The sequence below is a fragment of the Pectinatus haikarae genome (assembly GCF_050916305.1).
GTDB classification, from domain to species: Bacteria; Bacillota; Negativicutes; order Selenomonadales; family Selenomonadaceae; genus Pectinatus; species Pectinatus haikarae.
In genome coordinates this window covers 651,200-673,349 of the sequence record NZ_CP116940.1, presented here as the reverse complement: position 1 = coordinate 673,349, position 22,150 = coordinate 651,200, and the positions used below count along the sequence as shown (strand labels likewise).

At 42.4% G+C, this 22,150-nt stretch carries 20 protein-coding genes, 1 tRNA gene and 1 riboswitch; of the genes, 15 read left to right on the top strand and 6 right to left on the bottom strand.

All coding sequences use genetic code 11. The features are described 5' to 3' along the window. Positions 1 to 6: 6 nt before the first annotated feature. The 7 genes from srlA (at position 7) to NXG61_RS03295 (ending at position 4,796) form a co-directional block, all read left to right on the top strand. Positions 7 to 555 (top strand): PTS glucitol/sorbitol transporter subunit IIC, encoded by a 549-nt coding sequence (srlA, locus tag NXG61_RS03325; protein WP_196604223.1) that lies wholly within the window; start codon positions 7 to 9, stop codon positions 553 to 555. 18 nt (positions 556 to 573) lie between these two features. Then, the gene (gene srlE, locus NXG61_RS03320) at positions 574 to 1,584 is read left to right on the top strand and encodes a PTS glucitol/sorbitol transporter subunit IIB (protein ID WP_196604483.1); all 1,011 of its coding nucleotides are present in this window, start codon (positions 574 to 576) and stop codon (positions 1,582 to 1,584) included. A gap of 88 nt (positions 1,585 to 1,672) precedes the next feature. Further along, positions 1,673 to 2,038 carry a PTS glucitol/sorbitol transporter subunit IIA gene (locus NXG61_RS03315; RefSeq protein ID WP_432748970.1) on the top strand — a complete coding sequence of 122 codons (366 nt, stop codon included), beginning with the start codon at positions 1,673 to 1,675 and terminating at the stop codon, positions 2,036 to 2,038. Then, on the top strand, positions 2,038 to 2,301 hold the full coding sequence (locus NXG61_RS03310) for an HPr family phosphocarrier protein (RefSeq protein ID WP_196604225.1): 264 nt from the start codon (positions 2,038 to 2,040) through the stop codon (positions 2,299 to 2,301). Before NXG61_RS03315 ends, NXG61_RS03310 begins: the two co-directional genes overlap by 1 nt. Positions 2,302 to 2,322: 21 nt before the next feature. After that, entirely contained in the window at positions 2,323 to 3,135 is an 813-nt protein-coding gene (locus tag NXG61_RS03305; protein WP_307224099.1) for an SDR family oxidoreductase, read from the top strand. 22 nt (positions 3,136 to 3,157) lie between these two features. After that, positions 3,158 to 3,838 (top strand): fructose-6-phosphate aldolase, encoded by a 681-nt coding sequence (locus NXG61_RS03300; RefSeq protein WP_196604227.1) that lies wholly within the window; start codon positions 3,158 to 3,160, stop codon positions 3,836 to 3,838. A gap of 292 nt (positions 3,839 to 4,130) precedes the next feature. After that, positions 4,131 to 4,796 carry a TerC family protein gene (locus NXG61_RS03295; RefSeq protein ID WP_196604228.1) on the top strand — a complete coding sequence of 222 codons (666 nt, stop codon included), beginning with the start codon at positions 4,131 to 4,133 and terminating at the stop codon, positions 4,794 to 4,796. 79 nt (positions 4,797 to 4,875) lie between these two features. Here NXG61_RS03295 and NXG61_RS03290 read toward each other — a convergent pair whose 3' ends face one another. From NXG61_RS03290 to NXG61_RS03275, 4 genes are all read right to left on the bottom strand, one after another. Next, a complete protein-coding gene (locus NXG61_RS03290) occupies positions 4,876 to 5,874 on the bottom strand; it encodes an aldo/keto reductase (RefSeq protein ID WP_307224101.1) in 999 nt (332 codons plus the stop codon). A gap of 132 nt (positions 5,875 to 6,006) precedes the next feature. Next, entirely contained in the window at positions 6,007 to 6,633 is a 627-nt protein-coding gene (locus NXG61_RS03285; protein WP_196604229.1) for a hypothetical protein, read from the bottom strand. A 98-nt stretch (positions 6,634 to 6,731) separates the two neighbouring features. Further along, positions 6,732 to 9,887, bottom strand: coding sequence for an efflux RND transporter permease subunit (locus tag NXG61_RS03280; protein WP_307224102.1), 3,156 nt, complete (start codon positions 9,885 to 9,887; stop codon positions 6,732 to 6,734). A 13-nt stretch (positions 9,888 to 9,900) separates the two neighbouring features. Further along, positions 9,901 to 11,121, bottom strand: a complete 1,221-nt coding sequence (locus NXG61_RS03275; RefSeq protein WP_370871660.1) for an efflux RND transporter periplasmic adaptor subunit — start codon at positions 11,119 to 11,121, stop codon at positions 9,901 to 9,903. A 235-nt stretch (positions 11,122 to 11,356) separates the two neighbouring features. On the opposite strand from NXG61_RS03275, the gene NXG61_RS03270 reads away from it, so the two are divergent. The 3 genes from NXG61_RS03270 (at position 11,357) to NXG61_RS03260 (ending at position 14,620) form a co-directional block, all read left to right on the top strand. Continuing rightward, a complete protein-coding gene (locus NXG61_RS03270) occupies positions 11,357 to 11,791 on the top strand; it encodes a MarR family winged helix-turn-helix transcriptional regulator (RefSeq protein WP_196604231.1) in 435 nt (144 codons plus the stop codon). 34 nt (positions 11,792 to 11,825) lie between these two features. Next, on the top strand, positions 11,826 to 12,779 hold the full coding sequence (locus tag NXG61_RS03265) for an L-lactate dehydrogenase (RefSeq protein WP_307224103.1): 954 nt from the start codon (positions 11,826 to 11,828) through the stop codon (positions 12,777 to 12,779). Positions 12,780 to 13,063: 284 nt separating this feature from the next. Then, positions 13,064 to 14,620 (top strand): sigma 54-interacting transcriptional regulator, encoded by a 1,557-nt coding sequence (locus NXG61_RS03260; protein WP_307224104.1) that lies wholly within the window; start codon positions 13,064 to 13,066, stop codon positions 14,618 to 14,620. A 70-nt stretch (positions 14,621 to 14,690) separates the two neighbouring features. Here the strand turns inward: NXG61_RS03260 and ald are convergent, their stop codons facing one another. Together ald and NXG61_RS03250 are read right to left on the bottom strand one after the other, a co-directional pair. Continuing rightward, on the bottom strand, positions 14,691 to 15,812 hold the full coding sequence (gene ald / locus NXG61_RS03255) for an alanine dehydrogenase (protein WP_307224105.1): 1,122 nt from the start codon (positions 15,810 to 15,812) through the stop codon (positions 14,691 to 14,693). A gap of 394 nt (positions 15,813 to 16,206) precedes the next feature. Further along, a complete protein-coding gene (locus tag NXG61_RS03250; protein WP_196604235.1) occupies positions 16,207 to 17,076 on the bottom strand; it encodes an NAD(P)-dependent oxidoreductase in 870 nt (289 codons plus the stop codon). A gap of 188 nt (positions 17,077 to 17,264) precedes the next feature. On the opposite strand from NXG61_RS03250, the gene NXG61_RS03245 reads away from it, so the two are divergent. The 5 genes from NXG61_RS03245 to rpe all read left to right on the top strand — a co-directional run bounded on the left by NXG61_RS03245 (position 17,265) and on the right by rpe (position 22,140). Then, positions 17,265 to 18,923 carry an acetolactate synthase large subunit gene (locus NXG61_RS03245; protein ID WP_196604236.1) on the top strand — a complete coding sequence of 553 codons (1,659 nt, stop codon included), beginning with the start codon at positions 17,265 to 17,267 and terminating at the stop codon, positions 18,921 to 18,923. Between the two features lie 370 nt (positions 18,924 to 19,293). Continuing rightward, positions 19,294 to 19,484, bottom strand: a riboswitch (cobalamin riboswitch). Between the two features lie 112 nt (positions 19,485 to 19,596). Next, on the top strand, positions 19,597 to 19,911 hold the full coding sequence (locus NXG61_RS03240) for a thioredoxin family protein (protein WP_196604237.1): 315 nt from the start codon (positions 19,597 to 19,599) through the stop codon (positions 19,909 to 19,911). 176 nt (positions 19,912 to 20,087) lie between these two features. Beyond that, positions 20,088 to 20,957: an amidohydrolase family protein gene (locus NXG61_RS03235; protein ID WP_196604238.1), complete on the top strand. Its 870-nt coding sequence runs from the start codon at positions 20,088 to 20,090 to the stop codon at positions 20,955 to 20,957. A 104-nt stretch (positions 20,958 to 21,061) separates the two neighbouring features. Continuing rightward, positions 21,062 to 21,135, top strand: a tRNA-Gly gene (locus NXG61_RS03230). A 336-nt stretch (positions 21,136 to 21,471) separates the two neighbouring features. Next, on the top strand, positions 21,472 to 22,140 hold the full coding sequence (rpe, locus tag NXG61_RS03225) for a ribulose-phosphate 3-epimerase (protein WP_196604239.1): 669 nt from the start codon (positions 21,472 to 21,474) through the stop codon (positions 22,138 to 22,140). Positions 22,141 to 22,150: the final 10 nt, after the last annotated feature.

Sequence of the window (22,150 nt, the reverse complement as noted above, 5' to 3'; positions counted from 1 at the left end):
AAGATTATGGATTTTGCAGTAAATTTAGCAGCAGGATTTATGAACCTGTTTACTTTGGGCGCAGAAACTTTTGTTTCCTGGGTAACCGGCATAGTTCCGAAGGTTTTGCTATTATTGATTTTTATGAACTCTCTTATCGCTTTTATCGGTCAGGACAAGATCAATAGTTTTGCTAAAGTATGTTCTAAAAATGTATTACTCGCTTACGGCGTGCTGCCGTTTCTTTCCGCATTTATGCTGGGCAATCCGATGGCTCTTTCCATGGGCAAGTTCTTGCCGGAACGCATGAAACCAAGCTATTACGCATCGGCGGCCTATCATTGCCATACCAACAGCGGTATTTTCCCGCATATCAATGTCGGAGAATTGTTCATCTGGCTGGGGATCGCCAACGGGATAACAACATTGGGACTTGATGCTACACCGCTGGCATTAAGATATTTGCTTTTAGGTTTGGTAATGAATTTTTTTGCAGGCTGGATAACAGATTTTACTACTAAAATTGTAATGAAACAGCAAAAAATAGAACTCAGTAATAAATTGAAAACAGAATAGGAAGGAGAGGAAAAAATGATGACAGAATATAGGGCAATTAAAATAGAAAAAGGCAGCGCCGGTTTTGGCGGACCATTGACAGTTAAACCGCAGGATGGCAAAGATGTTCTTTTGTATATTACGGCCGGTGGGGCTAAACCTGAAATTGCGGACAAAATAGAACAGCTGACGGGCTGCCGCGTCATAAATGGTTTTAAAACTTCCGTGCCGGAAACAGAAATTTTTCTGGTTATTGTTGATTGCGGAGGCACTTTGCGATGCGGCATTTATCCGCAGAAGCGTATCCCGACCATCAATCTTAACCCTGTGGGCAAGAGCGGTCCTCTGGCTAAATATATAACAGAGGACATTTATGTATCAGGCGTTACACTGGATAACATTAAGCCGGCAGACAGTGCTGCGGTGACAGAAGAAGCTGCGGAAGTTCCGGCTGAAAGCGAACGCAAATTTAAATATTCGGCAGATAAAAAAGTTTCTCAGACTATGGGTGAAACATCATCCAATACCTTTATCCAAAAAATCGGCATGGGAGCCGGAAAAGTCGTTTCCATATTCTATCAGGCCGGCAGGGATGCCGTCAATTCTATAATCAACACCATTTTGCCTTTTATGGGATTTGTCGCCATGCTTATCGGTATTATCAACGGTTCCGGTTTTGGTGACTGGTTTGCCAATTTGCTGGTGCCATTGGCCGGAAATATGATAGGATTGGTAATATTGGGTTTTATCTGTTCGCTGCCGTTTCTTTCACCGTTGCTTGGTCCCGGAGGAGTCATTGCACAAATAATTGGTACACTGATAGGTGTGGAAATAGGTAAGGGCCATATTGATCCGAATCTAGCATTACCCGCACTGATGGCAATTAATACACAAAATGCCTGCGATTTTATTCCGGTAGGGCTTGGCCTTGCCGAAGCAGAGGCCGAAACGGTAGAAGTCGGGGTACCGGCAGTTCTTTATTCACGCTTCATCATAGGCGTGCCGCGTGTTTTAGTCGGCTGGCTGTTTAGTTTTGGTATGTATAAATAAAAAAGAAAAGGCTTTGTCGGCAGCGTAGAATTTTTTTGTGGATGACGAAGTCTTTTCCTTCAATGATAACTATTCTAGGATGGGAATGATGACAATGAAAGTAATTTACAGCAACAAAATTATTAATGCAGGAAAAGATGTCACCGCTTTTGGTGAAGAAATGGTAATCCTCTTTGGTGACAATGCACCGGATACACTGAAAGATTATTGTTATACCATTCCCATTGTTCAGACCGTAAAAACGATCAAACCAGGGCAGTTCTTTTCAATAGACGGAGAAAAATTTGAAATACTGCATGTGGGTGAGCTGGCTGAAAAAAATCTCAATGGACTCGGACATTTAACGGTAAATTTCACTGCTGAAAAGGACAATAGTCTGCCGGGAGCCATCATTGTGGAAAAAAAATCTCATAGACCTATCAAAATAGGTACTGTTATTGAGATAATAGAATAATGATCACCCGCAGAATGACTATTGAAAATCCTCTCGGACTGCACGCGGCTTATGCAGCCAGACTGGCCGCTTTTGCCAGAAAATCGGGCAGCAGTATTTTTTTGCGTAAAAAAGGGAAAAAATTAGCTCGCGCGGCAGATATGGTGGCTGTTCTCGGCATGCTGGTCAGAGCTGGAGATGAGTTGGAAATTCTGGTAGACGGGCTTGATGAAATTGAAGATATGCAGAAATTTATGGAGCTTATTATCAGTTTGGACAGGTAAATAACGGAAAGAAGGATTTTTATGAGCTGGTTAAATATTGAAGATAAAGTAGTTGTGGTTACAGGAGGTGCATCAGGTATAGGTAAAGCGGTAACCGAAGCTTTTCTTGCGCAGGGCAGCAAAGTAGTGGTCGCTGATATGAATCCGGCTGCACCGGTAATAGACGGAATGAATGAAGACAATTTTCTTTATGCAGTGGCTGACGTTACAAAAGCGGCATCTGTTAAATCCATGATAGATAAGGCTGTAGAACGGTTCGGCAGTGTAGATGTGATGGTGAATAACGCAGGAATAAACATACCTCGTCTTTTGGTGGATCCAAAGGATGAAGGCGGTCAGTATGAACTGGACGAAAAGGTCTGGGATCTGGTCTGCAATGTCAATATGAAGGGCGTTTTCTTTTGTGCCCAGGCAGCGGCACGGCAGATGATAAAACAGGGCGGCGGAGTCATCATTAATATGTCATCCGAAAGCGGATTGGAAGGTTCTGAAGGACAGAGCGTTTATGCTGCTACTAAAAATGCTCTTAATTCACTCACAAGATCATGGTGCAAAGAGCTGGGCAGGCATAATATACGTGTGGTAGGCATAGCTCCCGGTATTATGGAAGCCACGGGTCTGCGCACAATAAAGTATGAAACCGCACTTGCGTATACAAGGAATATCACGGTTGATCAATTGCGGGCTGGTTATTCAAAAACCTCAACAACACCTTTAGGCCGCTCCGGCAAACTGAGCGAAGTAGCAGATGCAGTATGTTTTATGAGCAGCGACAGAGCCGGTTATGTACACGGTGTAACACTTAATATAGCCGGAGGAAAGACCAGAGGCTGATTATCAGAAAGGGGAATTAAGAATGCAATTATTGATCGACGATGCAAATATTGTCGAAATAAAAAAATTAGCGGCTTTTATGCCGATAGACGGGGTAACAACAAACCCTTCTATTTTAGCCAAAAACGGAAAAGCCCCATTTTCCGTACTGCGTGAAATACGTGATTTCCTTGGAGAAAAAGCAATGCTGCATGTTCAGGCAGTTGCCGCTGATGCTGAAGGAATAGTTGAGGACGCACATCGTATTCAGAGGGAATTGGGAGAAAATACATATATTAAAATTCCTGTGGTCGATGAAGGCCTTAAGGCAATCAAGATGCTGAAAAAGGAAGGAGCCAATATTACGGCAACGGCCATTTACACACAAATGCAAGCCTTCTTAGCAGGCAAGGCAGGTGCGGATTATGCTGCTCCTTATGTTAACCGGATAGATAATCTTGGCGCTGACGGCATTCGTACGGCTAAGGCAATACATGATATTTTCAAGAAAAACCATCTGCATACGGAAGTATTGGCTGCCAGTTTTAAAAATTCACAGCAGGTACTGGCATTGTGTGAATATGGTGTGGGCGCAGCCACTGTTGGACCGTCTGTGCTGCGGGGGCTTTTAAAAAATGATTCTGTAGCGGCTGCGGTAAAAGCTTTTACTGATGATTTTGAAAATCTTTGCGGCTCGGGAGCAACGATGGCAAACTGCAAATAAGGTTGTGACAGCTGCTGATGCTTGGAAAATACAGTAGAAGCAATACATATCTCAGAGAACAGGATTGTATATATATTACTTGACAAGTATTATATTGATAATATATAATTTAATCATAATTAAAAGGGAGTAACTGGAACTTTGCTGTCAACAACACTGATGCAGCTTACAGCGCATCTGGCAGTGAGGTCGTTAACAACGTAAGTGAGACTTTTAATGTGTGTTTTACACGCATTAAAAGTCTTTTTTTATAAATTTTAGAAATCAATAAAATTTTAAAAGGGAGAAAAAAATGGATTTTTTGACTGCACTGGGAACAATAATAATACTGGATCTTGTCCTCGCGGGTGATAACGCGGTCGTCATTGCTATGGCTTCGCGCAATCTGCCGCAGGATATGCGGCAGAAAGTGATCTATATAGGCACGGCAGGTGCCGTAATAATAAGGATATTGATGACCGTTTTGGCGGCATATTTATTGACGATTCCTTATATTCAGGCGGTTGGCGGATTGCTGCTGCTGCCAATTGCGATGAAGCTGCTGAATCCTTCGGCAAAAACAGAGAAAATCAATGCCGCAACAAACTTCAGCAGTGCGGTAAAAACAATAATAGCAGCTGATGCTGTTATGGGGATAGATAATGTTTTAGCTATAGCGGGAGCGGCGCATGGGAGCTTTGCCCTGGTTGTGGCCGGTCTGTTAATAAGCGTGCCGATCGTTGTATGGGGCAGCGGCCTGATAGCAAAATGCATGGATAAATATCCTGCGCTTATTATATTAGGGGCTTCCATTCTGGCATACACTTCAGCATCTATGATAATCAATGATCGTGTAGTCGGCAATATACTTTTAAATTTTAATGGGTATATTCGCTATATATTACCTGTTTTCTTTATAGCAGCTGTGGTATCATCGCCCTACTTTTACAGAGTAAAAGAAAGAACGCTTAATAAGTAAAAAAACAGGGGCTGCCGCATGAAGTTATTTTCACTTCATACAGCAGCCCCTGAAATATTTTGGTTTCAAAGTCGGAATTCTATAAAGCAGGGATACTTATCGCATCTATTTCAGCCAATTCCTGTTCAGAAAAAGCTGTATTATCCGCAGCCTTAATATTACTTATAATTTGCTCGGGTCTAGACGCACCGATAAGAACACTTGTTACGACTCCGTCATGCAATATCCAGCTTAGGGCCATTTCTGCTAGGGTTTGTTCTCTCTTCGCAGCCAGGCTGTCAAGTTTTCTTATTTGTTCGAGCTTCTGCGGTGTCAGACTGCCGGCTTTTAAAAAGCGGCCGTCGGTTTTAATACGGCTGTCTGCAGGGATGCCGTCCAGATAACGATTTGTCAGCATCCCTTGGGCCAGGGGACTGAAGGCGATAATTCCCTTGCCAAGCTTCTTGGCGGTTTCTTTAAGTCCGTTTTGTTCTATAGTTCTGTCGAAAATCGAATAGCAATTTTGATTGATAATAAACGGGCAGCGGTAATCTCCCAGAATAGCTGTGGCTTTTACCAATGTCGGTCCGTCATAGTTGGAAAGACCTGCATAAAGTGCCCTGCCGCTTTTTACTGCCTGAGCCAATGCGCCCATTGTTTCCTCTAATGGTGTTTCGGGATCCATACGGTGATGATAAAAAATATCAACATATTCCAGTCCAAGACGCCGGAGGCTCTGATCCAGGCTTGCCAAGAGATGTTTTCTGCTGCCCCAATTGCCATAGGGGCCTTCCCACATGTCATAACCTGCTTTAGTGCTGATTATGAGCTGATCACGATAGGCTGATAATTGTTCCCGTATAATTCTGCCGAAATGTTTCTCCGCGCTGCCGGGGGCCGGACCGTAATTATTAGCAAGATCAAAATGCGTTATTCCGTTATCGAAGGCAGTTAAGCAAAGATTTTCCATGTTTTCATAAAGCGCCGTATCACCAAAATTGTGCCAGAGACCAAAAGCTATTGCAGGTAATTTCAGACCGCTGTTTCCGCAGTGATGATAAGTCATTTGCTCGTAACGTTTAGCTGAAGCATTATACATGATAATTACTCCTATTCCATTTACGTAAATGTGCGCAGCTTTTGCTGTAAATATAACTCCCAAATTTTGAATAATCCGAGAGTTATACGCTGACTGGATTTGTATAAAAAATATGGTAAATATCAGTCGTTTTTATTTACTGCCGGCAGGAGTTTTTTCTTCAGCGGGCAGTTCTTTGAAAGACAACAGGCCATTCTGATAATCGGTACTGTCTTGTGTTGTCATTTCTCCTGATTTAAAAAATACGATGACATAATTTGTCTTTTTACCGGGAATATAGGTTTCGATACGCTGGCTTACATTAGTTTTTACGGTATCGGTCTTTTCTTTTTTGTCTGCATCCACATATACGTCCTGCGGAGCGACAGCGTATAACACTTTATGCCCGTTCAAAGGAATAAATAATACGGTCTCATATTTTCCTTCACTGTTCATAACGAAATTAGCGGCATATTTTTGAGATTCCTTGTCAGTCATTTTGTCAAAATCAGGTATTTGTGATGAGTCAAAAGCATTTGTTGCGATGATCCATCCCTGCAGTATATTGTAACCGTCATTTTTAAAAACGAGTACTTCGCCTTTTTGAGTGGGATCTATCAAAGGGATAACGCCGAGTGGTTTTTCCGGGCATTCAATGCTGTAACCATAGTCTTTGCTGACATAAGTATAGGCCGAAGCCTGTGCGGGTGACAGCAGACCAAAAGACACGGAAACGGCAAAAATTCCTGCAAATATTTTCAACATGTTTATTATTTTCATTAATGTACCCTCCTATCACATATTTTACATTATAGCGTATTTTGGCAAAAAAATATAGGGATGTGTTAAATACACATCCCTATACACAAATAATAAGATTACATGTATTCGTCAGGATTTTTCTTTTTATGCTCCTGTTTTTTACTGCCAAAGAATGCTGCAATTTTTTCGACTATGACAAACATTACAGGAATGAGAAATATGCCAAATAACGTGGCGATAAACATTCCGCCGACTACGGCTATACCCATATTGTTACGTGCACCCGCACCTGCGCCTGTGGCAATGGCGAGCGGCAGACAGCCGATGATAAAGGCGAGTGACGTCATCAGTATAGGGCGAAGGCGCAGATGTGCAGCCTCAAGTGCTGCTTTTACGATAGACATTCCGGTATCAACTCTGACCTTGGCAAATTCGACGATAAGTATCGCATTTTTTGCGGACAGGCCGATAAGCATAATGATCCCGATCTGCATGTAGACACTGTTTTGCTGGCTCAACAGCATTTCTGACAGTAAAGCGCCAAATATGCCTGAAGGCACTGATAAAAGTACTGCATAAGGCACGCTCCAGCTTTCATAAAGAGCAGCCAGGCACAAGAAGACGAATACCAGCGCCAGGATCATTACCTGAGTGGTAGTATTGCCTGCTTTTGATTCTTCACGGCTCTGGCCTGACCATTCTGTTTCAAAACCTGAAGGTGCGGCTTGTTTGACTACTTCCTGGATAGCATTCATTGCCTGTCCCGAACTGTAGCCGGCTTTTGCACTGCCCTGGATTGTTATGCTTTTTGCGGCATTGAATCTGGTTACGATAGTAGGTGCCGATTCCAATTGCGGTTTGAGCAGAGTGTTCAGTGGAATCAAAGTTCCCGCCGAATTTTTTACGTAAATGAATCGGGTGGAATCTACATCACCGCGGAAACCTGTATCAGCCTGCAGCATAACTTTATATGTTTTGCCGAATTTGTTGAAGTCATTCACAGGATATCCGCCAAAATTGATTTGCAGAGCATTGAATACATCACCCAGGCTTACACCGAGCTGTTTGATTTTTTCTCTGTCAATATCAAATTGATAGTTTGGCGTATTTATCTGGAATGTTGTATAGACACTTTGCAATTCCGGACGCTGATTGGCAGCCGCAACAATTTTCTGAGCTATTTCGTTTAACTCTTCATCACTGTGCCCGCTCATATCCTGTAATTGCAGGTTGAAGCCGCCTACTGCGCCCAACCCCGGCAGGGATGGTGGATTCATGGCTATAACGGATGCCTGTGGGAACTGTGCACCGATCTTGAATGCGGTGCCTATTTCTGCACCAATCTGCGTCTGTGGTGTTTTGCGGTCGGCCCACGGCGAAAGACCGATGAATAATGTGCCGGCATTTGATTTGCTTGCGCTTGTGAGGATATCATAGCCTGTTATAGCCATTACGTTTTGCATTTCCGGTATCTTTTGCAGAGAAGCTGCATATGCGGCAACGGTTTTTTCTGTCTGATTTGCAGATGTTCCTTCCGGCATAGTTACGGAAATTATCATGAAGCCCTGATCTTCATCGGGAACAAAAGTTGAAGGCAGTGTTTTGAACATCCATGCCATCAATCCTATGATAATGGCAAGGAAAATCAGACAAAATTTTGCTTTGCCGATAAAAGTACCAACATTTTTTACATAACCGCGTGTCATTTTATCAAAACCACGATTAAAAGCGGCAAAAAATCTGGCTATTATTCCCTTATGCGCATCTGCAACATGAGGTTTCAGCAGCATACCGCATAAGGCAGGAGTCAGGGACAAGGCAACAAAAGCGGACAGTCCCATGGAAATAGCTATGGTCAGAGCAAACTGGCGATAAAGGATACCAGTCATGCCGCTTAAAAAAGCAACCGGCAGGAATACTGAAGCCAATGTAAATGCTATGGCTATTACCGGCCCGGAAACTTCATCCATGGCGCGGCGGGTTGCCTCTTTGGGATCAAGCTTATCCTCAGAAATATGCCGCTCGACATTTTCGATAACGACGATGGCATCATCGACGACCAAGCCTATGGCCAGCACCATTGCAAATAAGGTAAGTGTGTTTATGGAAAAATTAAGCATGGTAAATGTAGCAAAAGTACCTATCAGAGAGACAGGTACAGCCAGCATGGGGATAAGAGTTGCCCGCCAGCTTTGCAGAAATACGAACATAATAACCATAACCAGCACAAGAGCTTCAACAAAAGTTTTTACGACTTCGACAATGGATTCGTGGATATAATCCGTTTTATCTAATACTGTTTTATAAGCGAAATCGGGAGGAAAGTCAACAGAAGCATCCTGTAGAACTTTTTTGACACCGGCAATTGTATCCATGGCATTGGCAGTATTGGTCAGCTGAATGGCCATCCCGACACTGTCTTTACCGTTGAATGCACTCGATATGCTGTTGTCCTTTTTGCCGGTTTCGACACGAGCTACATCTTTCAATCTGACTAAAGAACCATTGCTGTTTGTTTTTATTATTACATTTTGAAATTCCTCAACACTGTCAAGACGCCCCTGAACCTTGCCGGTATATTGGGTTTCCTGGTCACCTGAGGAAGGACGGCCGCCGATCGTTCCGGCAGGAGCCTGCTGATTTTGTTCTTCAATCAGAGAGATCACATCTGTGGCGGTGAGTCCCAATTCGGCCAGTTTAGCGGGATTCAGCCAAATACGCATCGCATAGTCGGAGCCGAATACAGTTACGTCACCTACACCGGAAACACGTTTGATCTTGTCCGTCAAATAAACGTCCGCATAATTTTTTAAGAATATGCTGTCATATGTACCATTAGGAGAGTAAAGCGAAAATACCATGGCCATATCAGATGACGATTTGGTAGTTGTGACACCATTTGTCTGAACATTTGAAGGCAGACTGGAGTTTGCTGATGCCACTTTATTTTGAACCTTGACGGAATCAATGTCGCCGTCGCTGCCTACATTAAAGACTACCTGAAGACTGTATGAACCGTTATCGCTTGATGTGGCAGACATATAATCCATGCCTTCAACGCCATTTACCTGTTCTTCTATTACCTGCGCGACAGTTTCATTTATGACATTTGCACTTGCACCATTGTAAGTGGCACTGACACGAATTGTCGGTGGTGATATCTGCGGATACTGGGCAATAGGCAGACTTAACATGGATATAAGGCCTACAAGAACGATAATGATTGATATGACAATGGCAAAGATCGGCCTGTTAATAAAAAATCGTGCCAAATTATCTCACCCCTTACTGATTTTGTCCGGAGCTTGAAGAATCATTATTTGAATTTGTCTGCGAATCCGAGGCTGATGAGATATCAGTATTGGTATCCAAAGACAGACCAAGCTGTTCACCCGTGACGATTGTTGCGTTGAGAGGAACGCCTTCGCGTAATTTAGTCAACCCTTCGACGACGACTTTATCGCCCGGAGTTATACCATCTTCAACGATATAATAGCTGCCGACTTTTGAGCCTAATTTTACGACTCGGGAAACAGATTTATTGTCGTCACCCACTACCATGACAAAAGATTTATCCAAAAGCTGCTGTACGGCGCGCTGCGGAATAAGAATAGCATCTTTGACTGTTTCTCCGGTCATTTTTATACGGGCAAACATGCCCGGCAGCAGAAGATTATCAGGATTATCAAAGAGTGCCTTAACGGTCAGAGAACCTGAGTCATTGGGCATTGACCGATCTACTTCGACAACTTTGCCGGTTATAGGATAATCGCTGCCATCACTGAGAGTGGCATTTACTTCTTTACCTATGAAATTGCCGTTGAATATCTGGTTGAATTTTAAATATTCATTTTCACTTATGCTGAATTGAATATAAACAGGATTCACAGCACCGAGTGAAACTAAGGTCGTACTGCCGGCAGTTGCATATGTTCCGGAGGCGACATCATTGACATCAAGACGGCCGGATACAGGGGCTCTGACCACAGTATCGCCGAGATCTTTTTCGGCTTTATTTACCTGTGCCAGATTTGCTTCGACAACTGCCTGATAAGCGGCAACGGTCTGCTGCTGATTAGTATAGGATTGTTCGGAGATGGCGTTACTGTTTATAAGCTGTGCGTAACGTGATAGATCCTGCTGGGCATTGCTGAGCTGTGCCTGTGACTGAGCCAGAGTGGCTTTGGCCTGGTTCAATGCGCTTACATAAGTGCCGTCGTCAATTTTATATAAGGACTGTCCTGCGGAAACCTGCTCACCGCCCTGAATATACTTAGCGACGACGGAGCCTGAAACACGCGCCTGTACGTTTACTTCATTAGTCCCTTTGACCTCGCCTGCATATTCAAATGAAAGCGGTGTGTCCTGCTGAATAGCAGCCATTGCTTTTACCTGTGTCTCCGTTGCAGCCTGCTGCTGTTTTGCACCGCAGCCAAACAATAATATAGGCATTGACAAGAGAACAGCAAAAGTACAAATCGTTTTTGTCCAGCTTTTTGCTAACAATTCGTTCTACCTCCATACATGTGATAATACTAAATATCAAGGAAAATAAAAAGAAATTTATATCCATTATTATATAGTAATTTTACAGCATATTCCATATAATAAATATTATTTATAAATAAAAAAACTACAAGTTTTTGTTTGTAAATAAATATTTACTATCAATGAACATTATAGTATAGTATATTTATTGAAAAGTCAAGGTTTTACAGCCTATAATGAAAGGAATAATGAAATGCCAGATGAAAAGAAAATTTCCGATAGTTTTTTAGAAGTACTTTTCCTGATGCAGCATAGTATCCTGCGCCACATCCCCCTGCCTATTCCCGTCAATCAGTTTGCGATAATGATCATCCTCGGGGATGAAGGGAGCATGACTTTTTCTGAGATTGGAGAACGGCTTTCTATAATAAAGCAGCAATTGTCACCGCTTATCGACAGACTGGAAAATGATGGATTGGTTAAGCGGTTTCCCGATACGAAAGACCGGCGGCGGGTCAGAATAAAAACAACAGCAAAGGGCCGAAAATTTGTTACTGATCATCAGCAAATGATCAAGCTTCGCCTGGAGACAACTCTGGTCACACTTTCCGAAGAAGAAATCAAAGAATTTGATAATGCCTTGAAGACATTGGTGAATTTATTTGGTAAAATATCAATGTTACAATAATTGATTATTTTATTTTCGGAGGGAGACGTTTATATTGCAAAAGCATAAGCTTGCAATTATTGGGATGGGGAACGTGGGCTCGGCAGTGCTCGTACAGGCGGTGGCCCAGCAGCTCGCGGCAGAGATAGTCTGCATTGATATTGATGGGAAAAAGGCACATGGAGAGGCTCTGGATATGACGCACGCCACTCCGGCTGCATGCAGTCCGGATGTCAAAGTATATTCCGGCGGCTTCGATGAATGCAAGGATGCCGATGTGATAATCTGTGCGGGCGGTCCCAGTATTCTGCCGGATGAAAAACTGGACCGGCTTATTTTGGCGGAGCGCAATATAAAAGTCATCAGCGGTATTATGAAAGAGGTAACTTCATATACACGCGATGCCGTTTTCATAATGATAACCAATCCCTTGGATGTTACTACATATCTTGCGGCTACAAGGTTTGACTATGCTCCGGGAAAGCTTTTCGGGACGGGAACGACACTTGAAACACTGCGCTTCAAACGGATAATAGCAAATCATTACAATATCAATGCAAAAGATGTACAGGGATTTATGCTTGGTGAACACGGCAATTCTGCTTTCCCGGCATGGAGTACCGTCAGCATCGGCGGAGTGCGGCTTGACGCTCTGGATAAATATTATGATTACAGTGAACCGTTTGATAAAGAAAAAATAGCGGATACCGTTGTCAAGACCGCATATGATGTGCTTTTATCAAAGGGATGGACCAATACCGGAATAGCTATGGGTGCGTGCTATCTGGCAAAATCCGTATTTCTAAACATCCGCTGCGTGACGCCTGTGTCTGCACCTCTTGATGGTGAGTATGGATTGTCTGATGTGGCCTTGAGCCTGCCAAGCATAATAGGGGAAAATGGAGTGGACAAACGGCTGGCCATTCAGATCCCTGACAGTGAACTGGAAGCACTGCACAGGAGTGCACAAAGTATTAAAGAAGTATTGAAAATCAATGCCCTTATTTGACACCGTTTAATTTAAGGAATTTTAAATAATTGCATTATAAAATAAAAGCTTCTGTGCTTAAAACAGACAGCTTTTATTTTTTTTTAAAAGCGGGATTTATAATTATTCGCTGGTAAAGGAATACACTGCTGAAAAAGTTTGCCAATATCCGCAAAATAGAGTAATTTATATGCAGGAATAATATGGCTGTCAGCGGCAGCTGTTCGAAGAATACTGTTTGGGGGCATGCGTTGTGTACATGGTGCTTTGAACCCGGCAGGGCATCTTTGATGTGGAGGAATTTTTTGAAACTGCAAATTGAAAATAGAGATCGTCACGGACTTGTATATGATATAGCGCAAATAATTTTAAAAAACGGCATTAATATTGTTTCGATGGAGGTAATAAAAAATATTACTTACCTGGAAACGGCCGCACTGCCGTGTGATAAAGAAAAATTCATTATAAAAGAGATAAAAAAGCTGTCAAATATAACAGAAGTAAAAAAAATAGCTTTAATGCCGCGCTATAAACAATATCAGCAGATGCAGATAGTTTTTAATACCATAAGTGAAGGCGTAATAGCCACGGACAAGGAAGGCAATGCTGCCTATATCAACAAAGCGGCAAGACAATTGCTGCATCTGCCCGAGAGCAATATAATAGGAAAAAATGTACAAAAATTGGTTCCTTTTTATGGCCTGCTGAAAAAAACATTATGCACAGGAAATAGCTTTTTGAATCATGAGGTGTTTTCCCGCGAGAGTAATGTCCACTATCTGGTAAATGTTCAGCCTGTTTTTGATGAAACGGGAGAGCTTTTTGGTTGCATTGCGCTTATCCGCAGTATAGATGCTGTGCGGAAAATATATCAGAAGCTGACTGCTCAGCCGGTCACGAATTTCGATGATATTATATATCAGAGTGATATTATGCATTTATTGGTAAAAAATGCCAGGCAGTATGCGGGCAGTGCCTCTACTATCTTGATACGGGGCGAGACAGGCTGCGGAAAAGAGCTGTTTGCACGTGCCATACATAATGCTTCACCGCGCCTCAACAATATGTTTCTAGCAATAAATTGTACGGCAATACCGGATACTCTGCTGGAAAGCGAGTTATTCGGCTATGAGGAAGGCAGTTTCACCGGTGCAAGCAAAGGCGGCAAGCTTGGGTTGTTCGAGCTTGCCGGCGGGGGAACGCTTTTCCTTGATGAAATAGGAGATATTTCCTTTGCTCTGCAGGCGAAGCTTCTGCGTGTTTTGCAGGAACATACAGTGCGCCGTATCGGTGCTACGGAAGAAATACCTATCGATGTAAGAATAATAGCTGCTACTAATCGTGATCTTGAACATATGATGCAGACAGAAAGCTTTCGCAGTGATCTGTACTACAGACTGAACGTCATTCCTTTGTATCTTCCGGCGCTGCGGGAACGGCGCGAAGATATAGAGGTGCTTGCCCGGCATCTTATGAAAAAAGCTGCGGCCAGTATAAATACAGCCATAAGTGATATTGATGGGGCTGCTATGAAGAAATTGATGAATTATGATTTTCCGGGGAATATCAGAGAGCTTGGCAACATTATCGAAAGAGCAGTAAATATAGCGGCGGGCAGTAAAATAATGGCAGAGGATATTGTTTTTGATTTTAATAGAACCGCCACAGGCCGGCAACACGCCCAAACGAATGAAGAGCTGCCTGAAAATTTGGAAGCTGCGATGCAGCTGACAGAAAGAAATATTATTGGCAGAGCCATGAGAAAATATAAGACATCAAGAAAATTAGGAGCGGCGTTGGGGCTCTCGCACACGAGTATTCTGCGCAAAATGAAAAAATATAAACTGTCTTTCGAAGAATAAACCCCCGATGAGGGCATTTCTGCTCAGATCGGGGGCGATAAGAGGGGGATTGCAGCCAGACAGTATAATTTTATTTCAGTAATTCTTTTATATCAGCGCAGGGCAGATCCAAACCATTGGCAACGCCTTTAAAGGTGATTTTTCCGTCAATGGTATTTATTCCCTGCATCAGCCCGGCATCTTCAAGGGCAGCTTTTTTGAAACCGTTATTGGCTATAGCCAGTGCATAAGGCAGAGTTGCGTTGGTCAGTGCAAGAGTGGATGTCCTGGCAACAGCACCGGGAATATTCGCCACGGAATAGTGAATAACTCCATATTTTTCAAAAGTAGGATCGTCATGTGTAGTGCAGTGATCACAGGTCTCAATAGAGCCGCCCTGATCAATGGCAACATCTACTACTACAGAACCGATTTTCATAGTCTTGACCATTTCCTCGGTGACCAATTTCGGTGTTTTAGAACCGGGAATCAATACAGCACCAATTAAAAGATCAGCTTTTGCCACCCATTTTGCTATATTGTGGCTGTTTGACATTTCGGTGATCACTCTTCCGTTGAAAATATCATCCAAATAACGCATTCTGTCTATGGACAAATCGAGAACCGTCACTCTGGCACCGAGTCCTGCTGCCATCTTGGCAGCGTTGGCACCGACTATGCCGCCGCCGACGATGACTACCTGCGCGGGGCATACACCGCTTACCCCGCCCAAAAGAACACCGCGTCCGCCATAGCGGCTTTCCAAATAATGAGCACCGATCTGAATGGACATTCTGCCCGCTATTTCACTCATCGGCGAAAGCAGGGGCAGACTATGGCCGTCATGGCCCACAACTGTTTCATAAGCAATGCCTGTAACTTTATGCTGGAGCAATGCGTCTGTGAGCTTTGGTTCCGGTGCAAGATGAAGATATGTATAAAGAATCTGTCCTTCATGGAAGAAATCATATTCTTCGGGCAATGGTTCCTTGACCTTGATAATCATGTCTGCTCTGTCAAACAGTTCTTTTTTATCAGCTGTTATGGCAGCGCCTGTTTTGCTGTATGATTCGTCACTGAATCCGCTGACAAGTCCCGCGGATTTTTCTACTAATACAGTATGTCCCGCTTTTATTAACGCTTCGCTGCCTGCCGGCGTCAGGCCTACTCTGTTTTCATTATTTTTTATTTCCTTGATAACACTTATGATCATGACAAAAACCTCCCGATTAATTAAAGATCACAACTAATTATAGAAGCAAATATTATGCCAATTATTTGAAATGAAGTAAAAAAATTTTTTTGCAAGTAAAAATACACAAAAATACAGGCATGATTCAGAAAATGCAATCGACTGTCTGAGCGAACAACAGACAGAAAAAAGGCATCCGGACAGGATAAAGAAGATCCTGTCCGGATGCCTTTTGAGTAAAAATGTATACAATATATTTGCGGAGATTTCTCCTATAGGCTTATATAATAATAATACTATCGGCCGTGGAACATGTTTGTTCCGGTATGTGGTTCAATTTTGTTACAAATGGAACTGAAAAGTGCCAAATATCAAAATGATGCTATATTTGGTTATTGGGGTAATCTTATATATGTCAGAGGTCATTTTCATAATATTTTATTAAACTTTGTGTGCCTTTTTCGCCCATACCTTTTTCTTCCAGTTCTTTTGCTTCCACTAAAACTTGTTTCAGAACAGGCATGTTTACGGAGAAAATATCACCGGTCTCAATACCGATATTCATGTCTTTTATAAAATGCTTCAGCATGAAACCCGGTTCAAAATTTCCTTTCAAAGCATTGACAACTACATTTGACATCTGGAAACTGCCGGCAGCCCCTTTGGAAATGGCAGAGAACACTTTATCGGCATCAAGTCCTGAGGCCTGCGCATATGAAAATGCTTCACACGCTCCGGCAAGTGCACCTGCTATGGCGATTTGGTTGCAGGCTTTTGTTTTTTGTCCGGCACCGGCACTGCCTTCATAAATAATGTTGCTGCCCATTTTTGCCAAAAGGGGTTTTACTGCCAGAAAAGCAGCTTCATCACCGCCTGCCAAAATACAAAGTGATGCCTTTTGTGCGCCTGTATCACCGCCGGTAACAGGCGCGTCAATGGCGTAAATGCCTTTTTTTTGCGCTGCTTCGTATATTTTTTGTGCCAATAATGGAGATGAAGTTGTCATATCTATGACATATGTTCCTTTTTCTGCATTTGCCAAAATACCGTTGCTTCCCAAATAACTTTCCTCCACATCTTTGGGATAGCCGACTATGCTTATGACTGCGTCCTGTCCGCGGGCGCACTCACCGGCACTGTCACACCATTTTGCTCCTTTTGCCAGCAATCCGGCGGCTTTTTCTTTGGTCCTGTTGTAAACGCTGAGTTCATATCCTGCTTCCAATAAATGTCCGGCCATTGCGCTGCCCATTATTCCGGTGCCGATAAAACCGATTTTTTTCATTTGTCTATCCTCCTGCGTATATTTTTTTTATTATAACATAAATAAAATTCTTGGTTGATCTATAATTCTTGATTTATTTGCAAAATAATACTGTTTTGTTGTAAATTTTTATTGATAAATTTTTGCTTAGTAGGTATTATTGAACATGACATTAATTATATTTTGCAGGAGGCTTTGCTAAAAATACTATGTGTGAAAAAAGTAAGCGGTGTACCGCTGATTTACTGGTAGAATGTCTGGAAGAAGAAGGCGTAAAATATATTTTCGGTATTCCGGGTGAAGAAAATCTGGCTATTATGCGTGCGCTTGAAAATTCTAAGATACAGTTTATCACTGTCCGTCATGAACAAGGCGCTGCCTTTATGGCCGACGTTTATGGAAGACTTACGGGAAAGGCCGGTGTATGCCTTGCTACATTGGGGCCGGGTGCAACGAATCTCGTAACAGGTGTTGCCGATGCCGATAGTGACGGAGCCCCGCTTGTTGCAATAACGGGGCAGGTAGGTACTGAACGGATGCACATTACCTCACACCAATTTCTTGACTTAGTGAAGATGTTTGAACCGATAACCCGACGTACAAAAATGGTGGTACGCCCCGACACGGTGAATGAAATAGTTCGTCTGGCCTTTAAATATGCGGAACGCGAAAAGCCGGGCGCATGTCATATAGATCTGCCGGTTAATATTGGCATGATGTCTATAGATAATTCGGAACGTCCGCTGCAAAAACAATATCCGATAAAAGAATATGCTTCTGTTCATACGCTTGACGAAGCAGCAGAAATGATTTCCTATGCTAAAAGTCCGGTTATTCTCGCCGGCAGCGGAGTTATTCGCTCTCATGCGGCAAAGGAATTGACGGCGTTTGCGGAAAAACTGAAAATACCGGTAATAAATACTATGATGGCAAAAGGGGCCATTCCTTTTGATAACAAGTATGCAATGTGGACAATAGGCATTCCTTTTTCTGATTATCAAAATAAATTATTGGAAAGAGCCAGCTTGGTAATAGCCGTCGGTTACGATATTATTGAATATGCACCGTCAAAATGGAATAAGCGCGGTGATGTGGATATAATTCATATAGATGCGGCTTCCGCCGATATCAATAAGTTGTATCAGGCCAATATAGAAGTAGTCGGTGATATACCTGACTCATTAAAACGTATAATGCAGAGGACTGCACGCCTTCAGGAACCCAAGGAAGCCTTGGCAATGCGTGAAAAAATGGTTGCAGAACACGAGAGCTACGCTGCTGATAAAGCTTTTCCTATGAAGCCGCAGCGCATACTCAACGATGTACGAAAAATCATGGGACCTGATGATATCGTTATTTCAGACGTAGGGGCGAATAAAGTCTGGATAGCTCGTCATTACAACTGCTATAAACCGAATACCTGTATTATTTCCAATGGATTTGCTACGATGGGCATAGCCGTGCCGGGAGCTATAGCTGCAAAACTCGTCAATCCTGATAAAAAAATATTGGCAATAACCGGTGACGGCGGTTTTATGATGAATTGTCAAGAGTTTGAAACGGCTATACGTCTTGGCACAAATTTTGTGACGCTGATATTCAACGACTGCAGCTATGGTCTCATAAAGTGGAAACAGGAAGATCATTATAAACATAGTTATGGTGTTGATTTTACAAATCCTGATTTTGTAAAATTTGCTGAGAGCATGCATGCCGCAGGTTTTCGCATCAAAAAGGCTGAAGAGCTTATTCCGACACTGGAAAAAGCTTTCAGCCTGGATGTACCGGCTATCATTGACTGCCAGGTCGATTATAGTGAAAACATGAAGCTGACAGAACATTTGCAGCAGCTTATGCAGGGAATTTAATAGGAGGCAGGCCTGGTTTTCCATCAGGCCTGTTTCTCAATCTAGCAGAGAATAACAAAATATTCTGCTCAGTGGCTGTATACAGCCGAGATGCAGGTCAGAAAATCGTAAGAAAAATAATTTAAGGTAAAAGTGCTTAAAAAAGAAAAACCTTGCTGTGAAAGCAAGGCCCTGCCAGTGCAGTGTTTAAGAGGAAGTAAAACTCTATGAGCAATCCCCAGTGTATTAGCTGAAGATACAAAGGGGCTGAAACCAAAATAAAAACCCTCTTCTGAGCGAACGCAAAGAAGAGGGTAAACTATACCAAATTTATTTATGCTATAATCTAATCTCCTGCCCATCGCTCGCGGGTACTATACAGTTATGTATAACGGTGACTGTCAATCAGGTAGTTCTCCTGGCTTCACATCATTGCTTCGCCGCTCCTTCTCAGAATAAAATTCCAATGGATAGATTGCGGGGTTGCTCCGTGTTACAGTGGCGGGACCGCACCGGACTATCAAATACAATTACCGGTTTCCCTATTAAGTCATTTCTGACGCCTGATTCTCTTTTATTCAATTGCATATATAATATCACCTGATAAATTTAATGTCAACCTTGCAATAATTTTTGATAAAGGGTATATTAGATACATCATGCCGCCGCAGATGTTGGTGAAAGGAAGAAAAATATGCCACAGGTATATACTGAACAGAATTTTGAAAAAGAAGTTTTGCAGTCGCCGATACCGGTGCTGGTGCATTTTGGCGCTGAATGGTGTGTGCCGTGCCAGCAATTTGCCCCTATAATAGATGAAATGGAAGAAAATGCATCAGGTGAATATAAAGTAGGAAGTGTCAACGTGGACAGATCACGTGAACTGATAGAAAAATACAATGTAACAATGATCCCCACCATTATTATATTTAAAAATGGCCGATCTGCCGCTCAAATAACAGGAGCCGTTTCAAGGGAGAATTTATGTCATATGATGCTGAATGACTGATTTTCCAGAAAATTTAAGGTGTAAACAAAAGCAATTTACGCAGATAATATATTATTTTCAACATTCTTTGGAATAAAGTGGGATGCCCGAATAGATAACTCTATTGCTTAAGAAATAGGGTTTTATTTTATTTCTTGCGAGACATTAAAATTTAAATATAAAGGGGTGCAGCTGCTATGAAAATAATCGATGCACATATGCATTTTTCATCCGTAGGAAACTTTGCTGAAACTGCTGCCAACATAAACTGCAAATGTGATATCCCTACGTTAAAAAGGGAGTTCGACAAATGCGGAGTGGTTCTGGGTGTGGGCATGGGAGTCGATTCGTCCGATATAGTGGACGGCAGCATCAATCCGCAAATTATAACACATGGACTTGAGCAATTTCCTCCTTTTATGGCGCAATGCCTTGGCATAGCACCGGATATGATAACTGCTGAGAACCGTGAACAAACATTGGCTGCTTATGAAAAACTGTTGCAGGAGCCGACAAGTCTTGGCTTTAAAATTTATGCGGGCTATCAGCATTATTATGTCGACGATGCAGTCTACCATCCATTTTTCAGACTGGCGGAAAAATACAACGTACCCGTTGTAATTCATACAGGTGATACTGCCAGCAGCCATGGCAAGCTTAAATATTCACACCCGCTGACTGTGGATGAAGCTGCTGTCGATTTCCCCAACGTCCATTTTGTCATGGCACATTGCGGCAACCCCTGGATAATTGATGCCGCTGAAGTAGCTATGAAAAATCCAAATGTTTATATTGACTTATCCGGGCTGGCAGAAGGGCTTATCAATGCAGAAATCTTTTTGTCTGAGGGAGCCGGGTATATAGAGCATTTGAAGACATGGCTGGGCTATATGAATCATTATGATAAGCTTATGTATGGATCAGACTGGCCGCTTGTTGATATGAAAAATTATATTGAGGTAATAAAAGCCGTTATTCCTGAGAAATATCACCGGGCTGTGTTTTATGATAATGCCGTGCGGATTTTTACCAAACTGCAAAATTGTTTGTCGAGGCAAAATGATTGACTGTCTTGTATTGGCAATGAACTTATTGGTGGTTTATATGCTATGGATACTATATAAAAGAATTGCATCAGCAAAAATATTGTGGTAAAATAATTGAGTATCCCGCGGGCATAGTTTATTGGTAGAATGGCTGCTTCCCAAGCAGCAGAGGGCGGTTCGATTCCGCTTGCCCGCTCCAGAATAGAGTTGTTAGAGTTGCTTTTTTAGGCAGCTCTTTTTATTTTGCATAAATGCTTTTGTTGTTCAGGCGGCTCCCTTTCATTTTCCCGTTTAGCAGAGCTTTGAGGGAAAATACAGGGAGACATTAGGCAATTTCCTTTTTATGTGCAGGAAAATACTGCCAAAGGAGATATTTGAACAGCCGGCAATTATATGATAATATAATTGTAAATTCACCTGTGCGGCTATTTGCATAGACCGATAAATAAAATGATATTGTAAGAGTATTTATGATACAGTGGATAATTTTTATGATACAGTGATTAATGTGACTGTATACAAGAGGAGAAATAGTATGAAAATAGTTTTATCACCTTCAATTTTATCGGCTGACTTTTCCTGTCTGGCCGATGATGTGCAAAGATTGGAAAACAGCGGCATCATGGATATACATCTTGATATTATGGATGGTCATTTTGTAAAGAATATCACGTTTGGCGTGGGGACGATCAAATCTCTCCGACCGCATACAAAGGCAAATTTTGACGCACATTTGATGGTGACTGACCCCGATGAGCTTTTGGCTGGACTTGCTGACGCCGGCGTCAACACGGTTACGGTCCATAAGGAAGCATGCGTTCACTTGTATCATACTTTGGAAACTATTAAAACTTTGGGAATGGACGGCGGTGTGGTCCTGAATCCTGCCACCGATTATGAATCCTTAAAATATGTAGCGCAGGATGGCCTGCTTAAGAAGGTTTTGATTATGTCAGTTGAGCCTGGATTTGGCGGACAGTCATATCTGCCGATGAGTACAAGAAAAATCGCGGATCTGGTAAAATGGCGGGAAGAAAATAACTTTGAATTTATCATACAAGTTGATGGCGGCGTAAATATCAATAATATAAAAACTATTATTGATGCCGGAGCAACAGATATTGTTATTGGATCTGCCATGTTCAAAGACCGCCAGATCGAAAAAAATGTGGAAGCTTTCCGCAAGGCCGCCGATTTACGCTGAAAAAATCAAA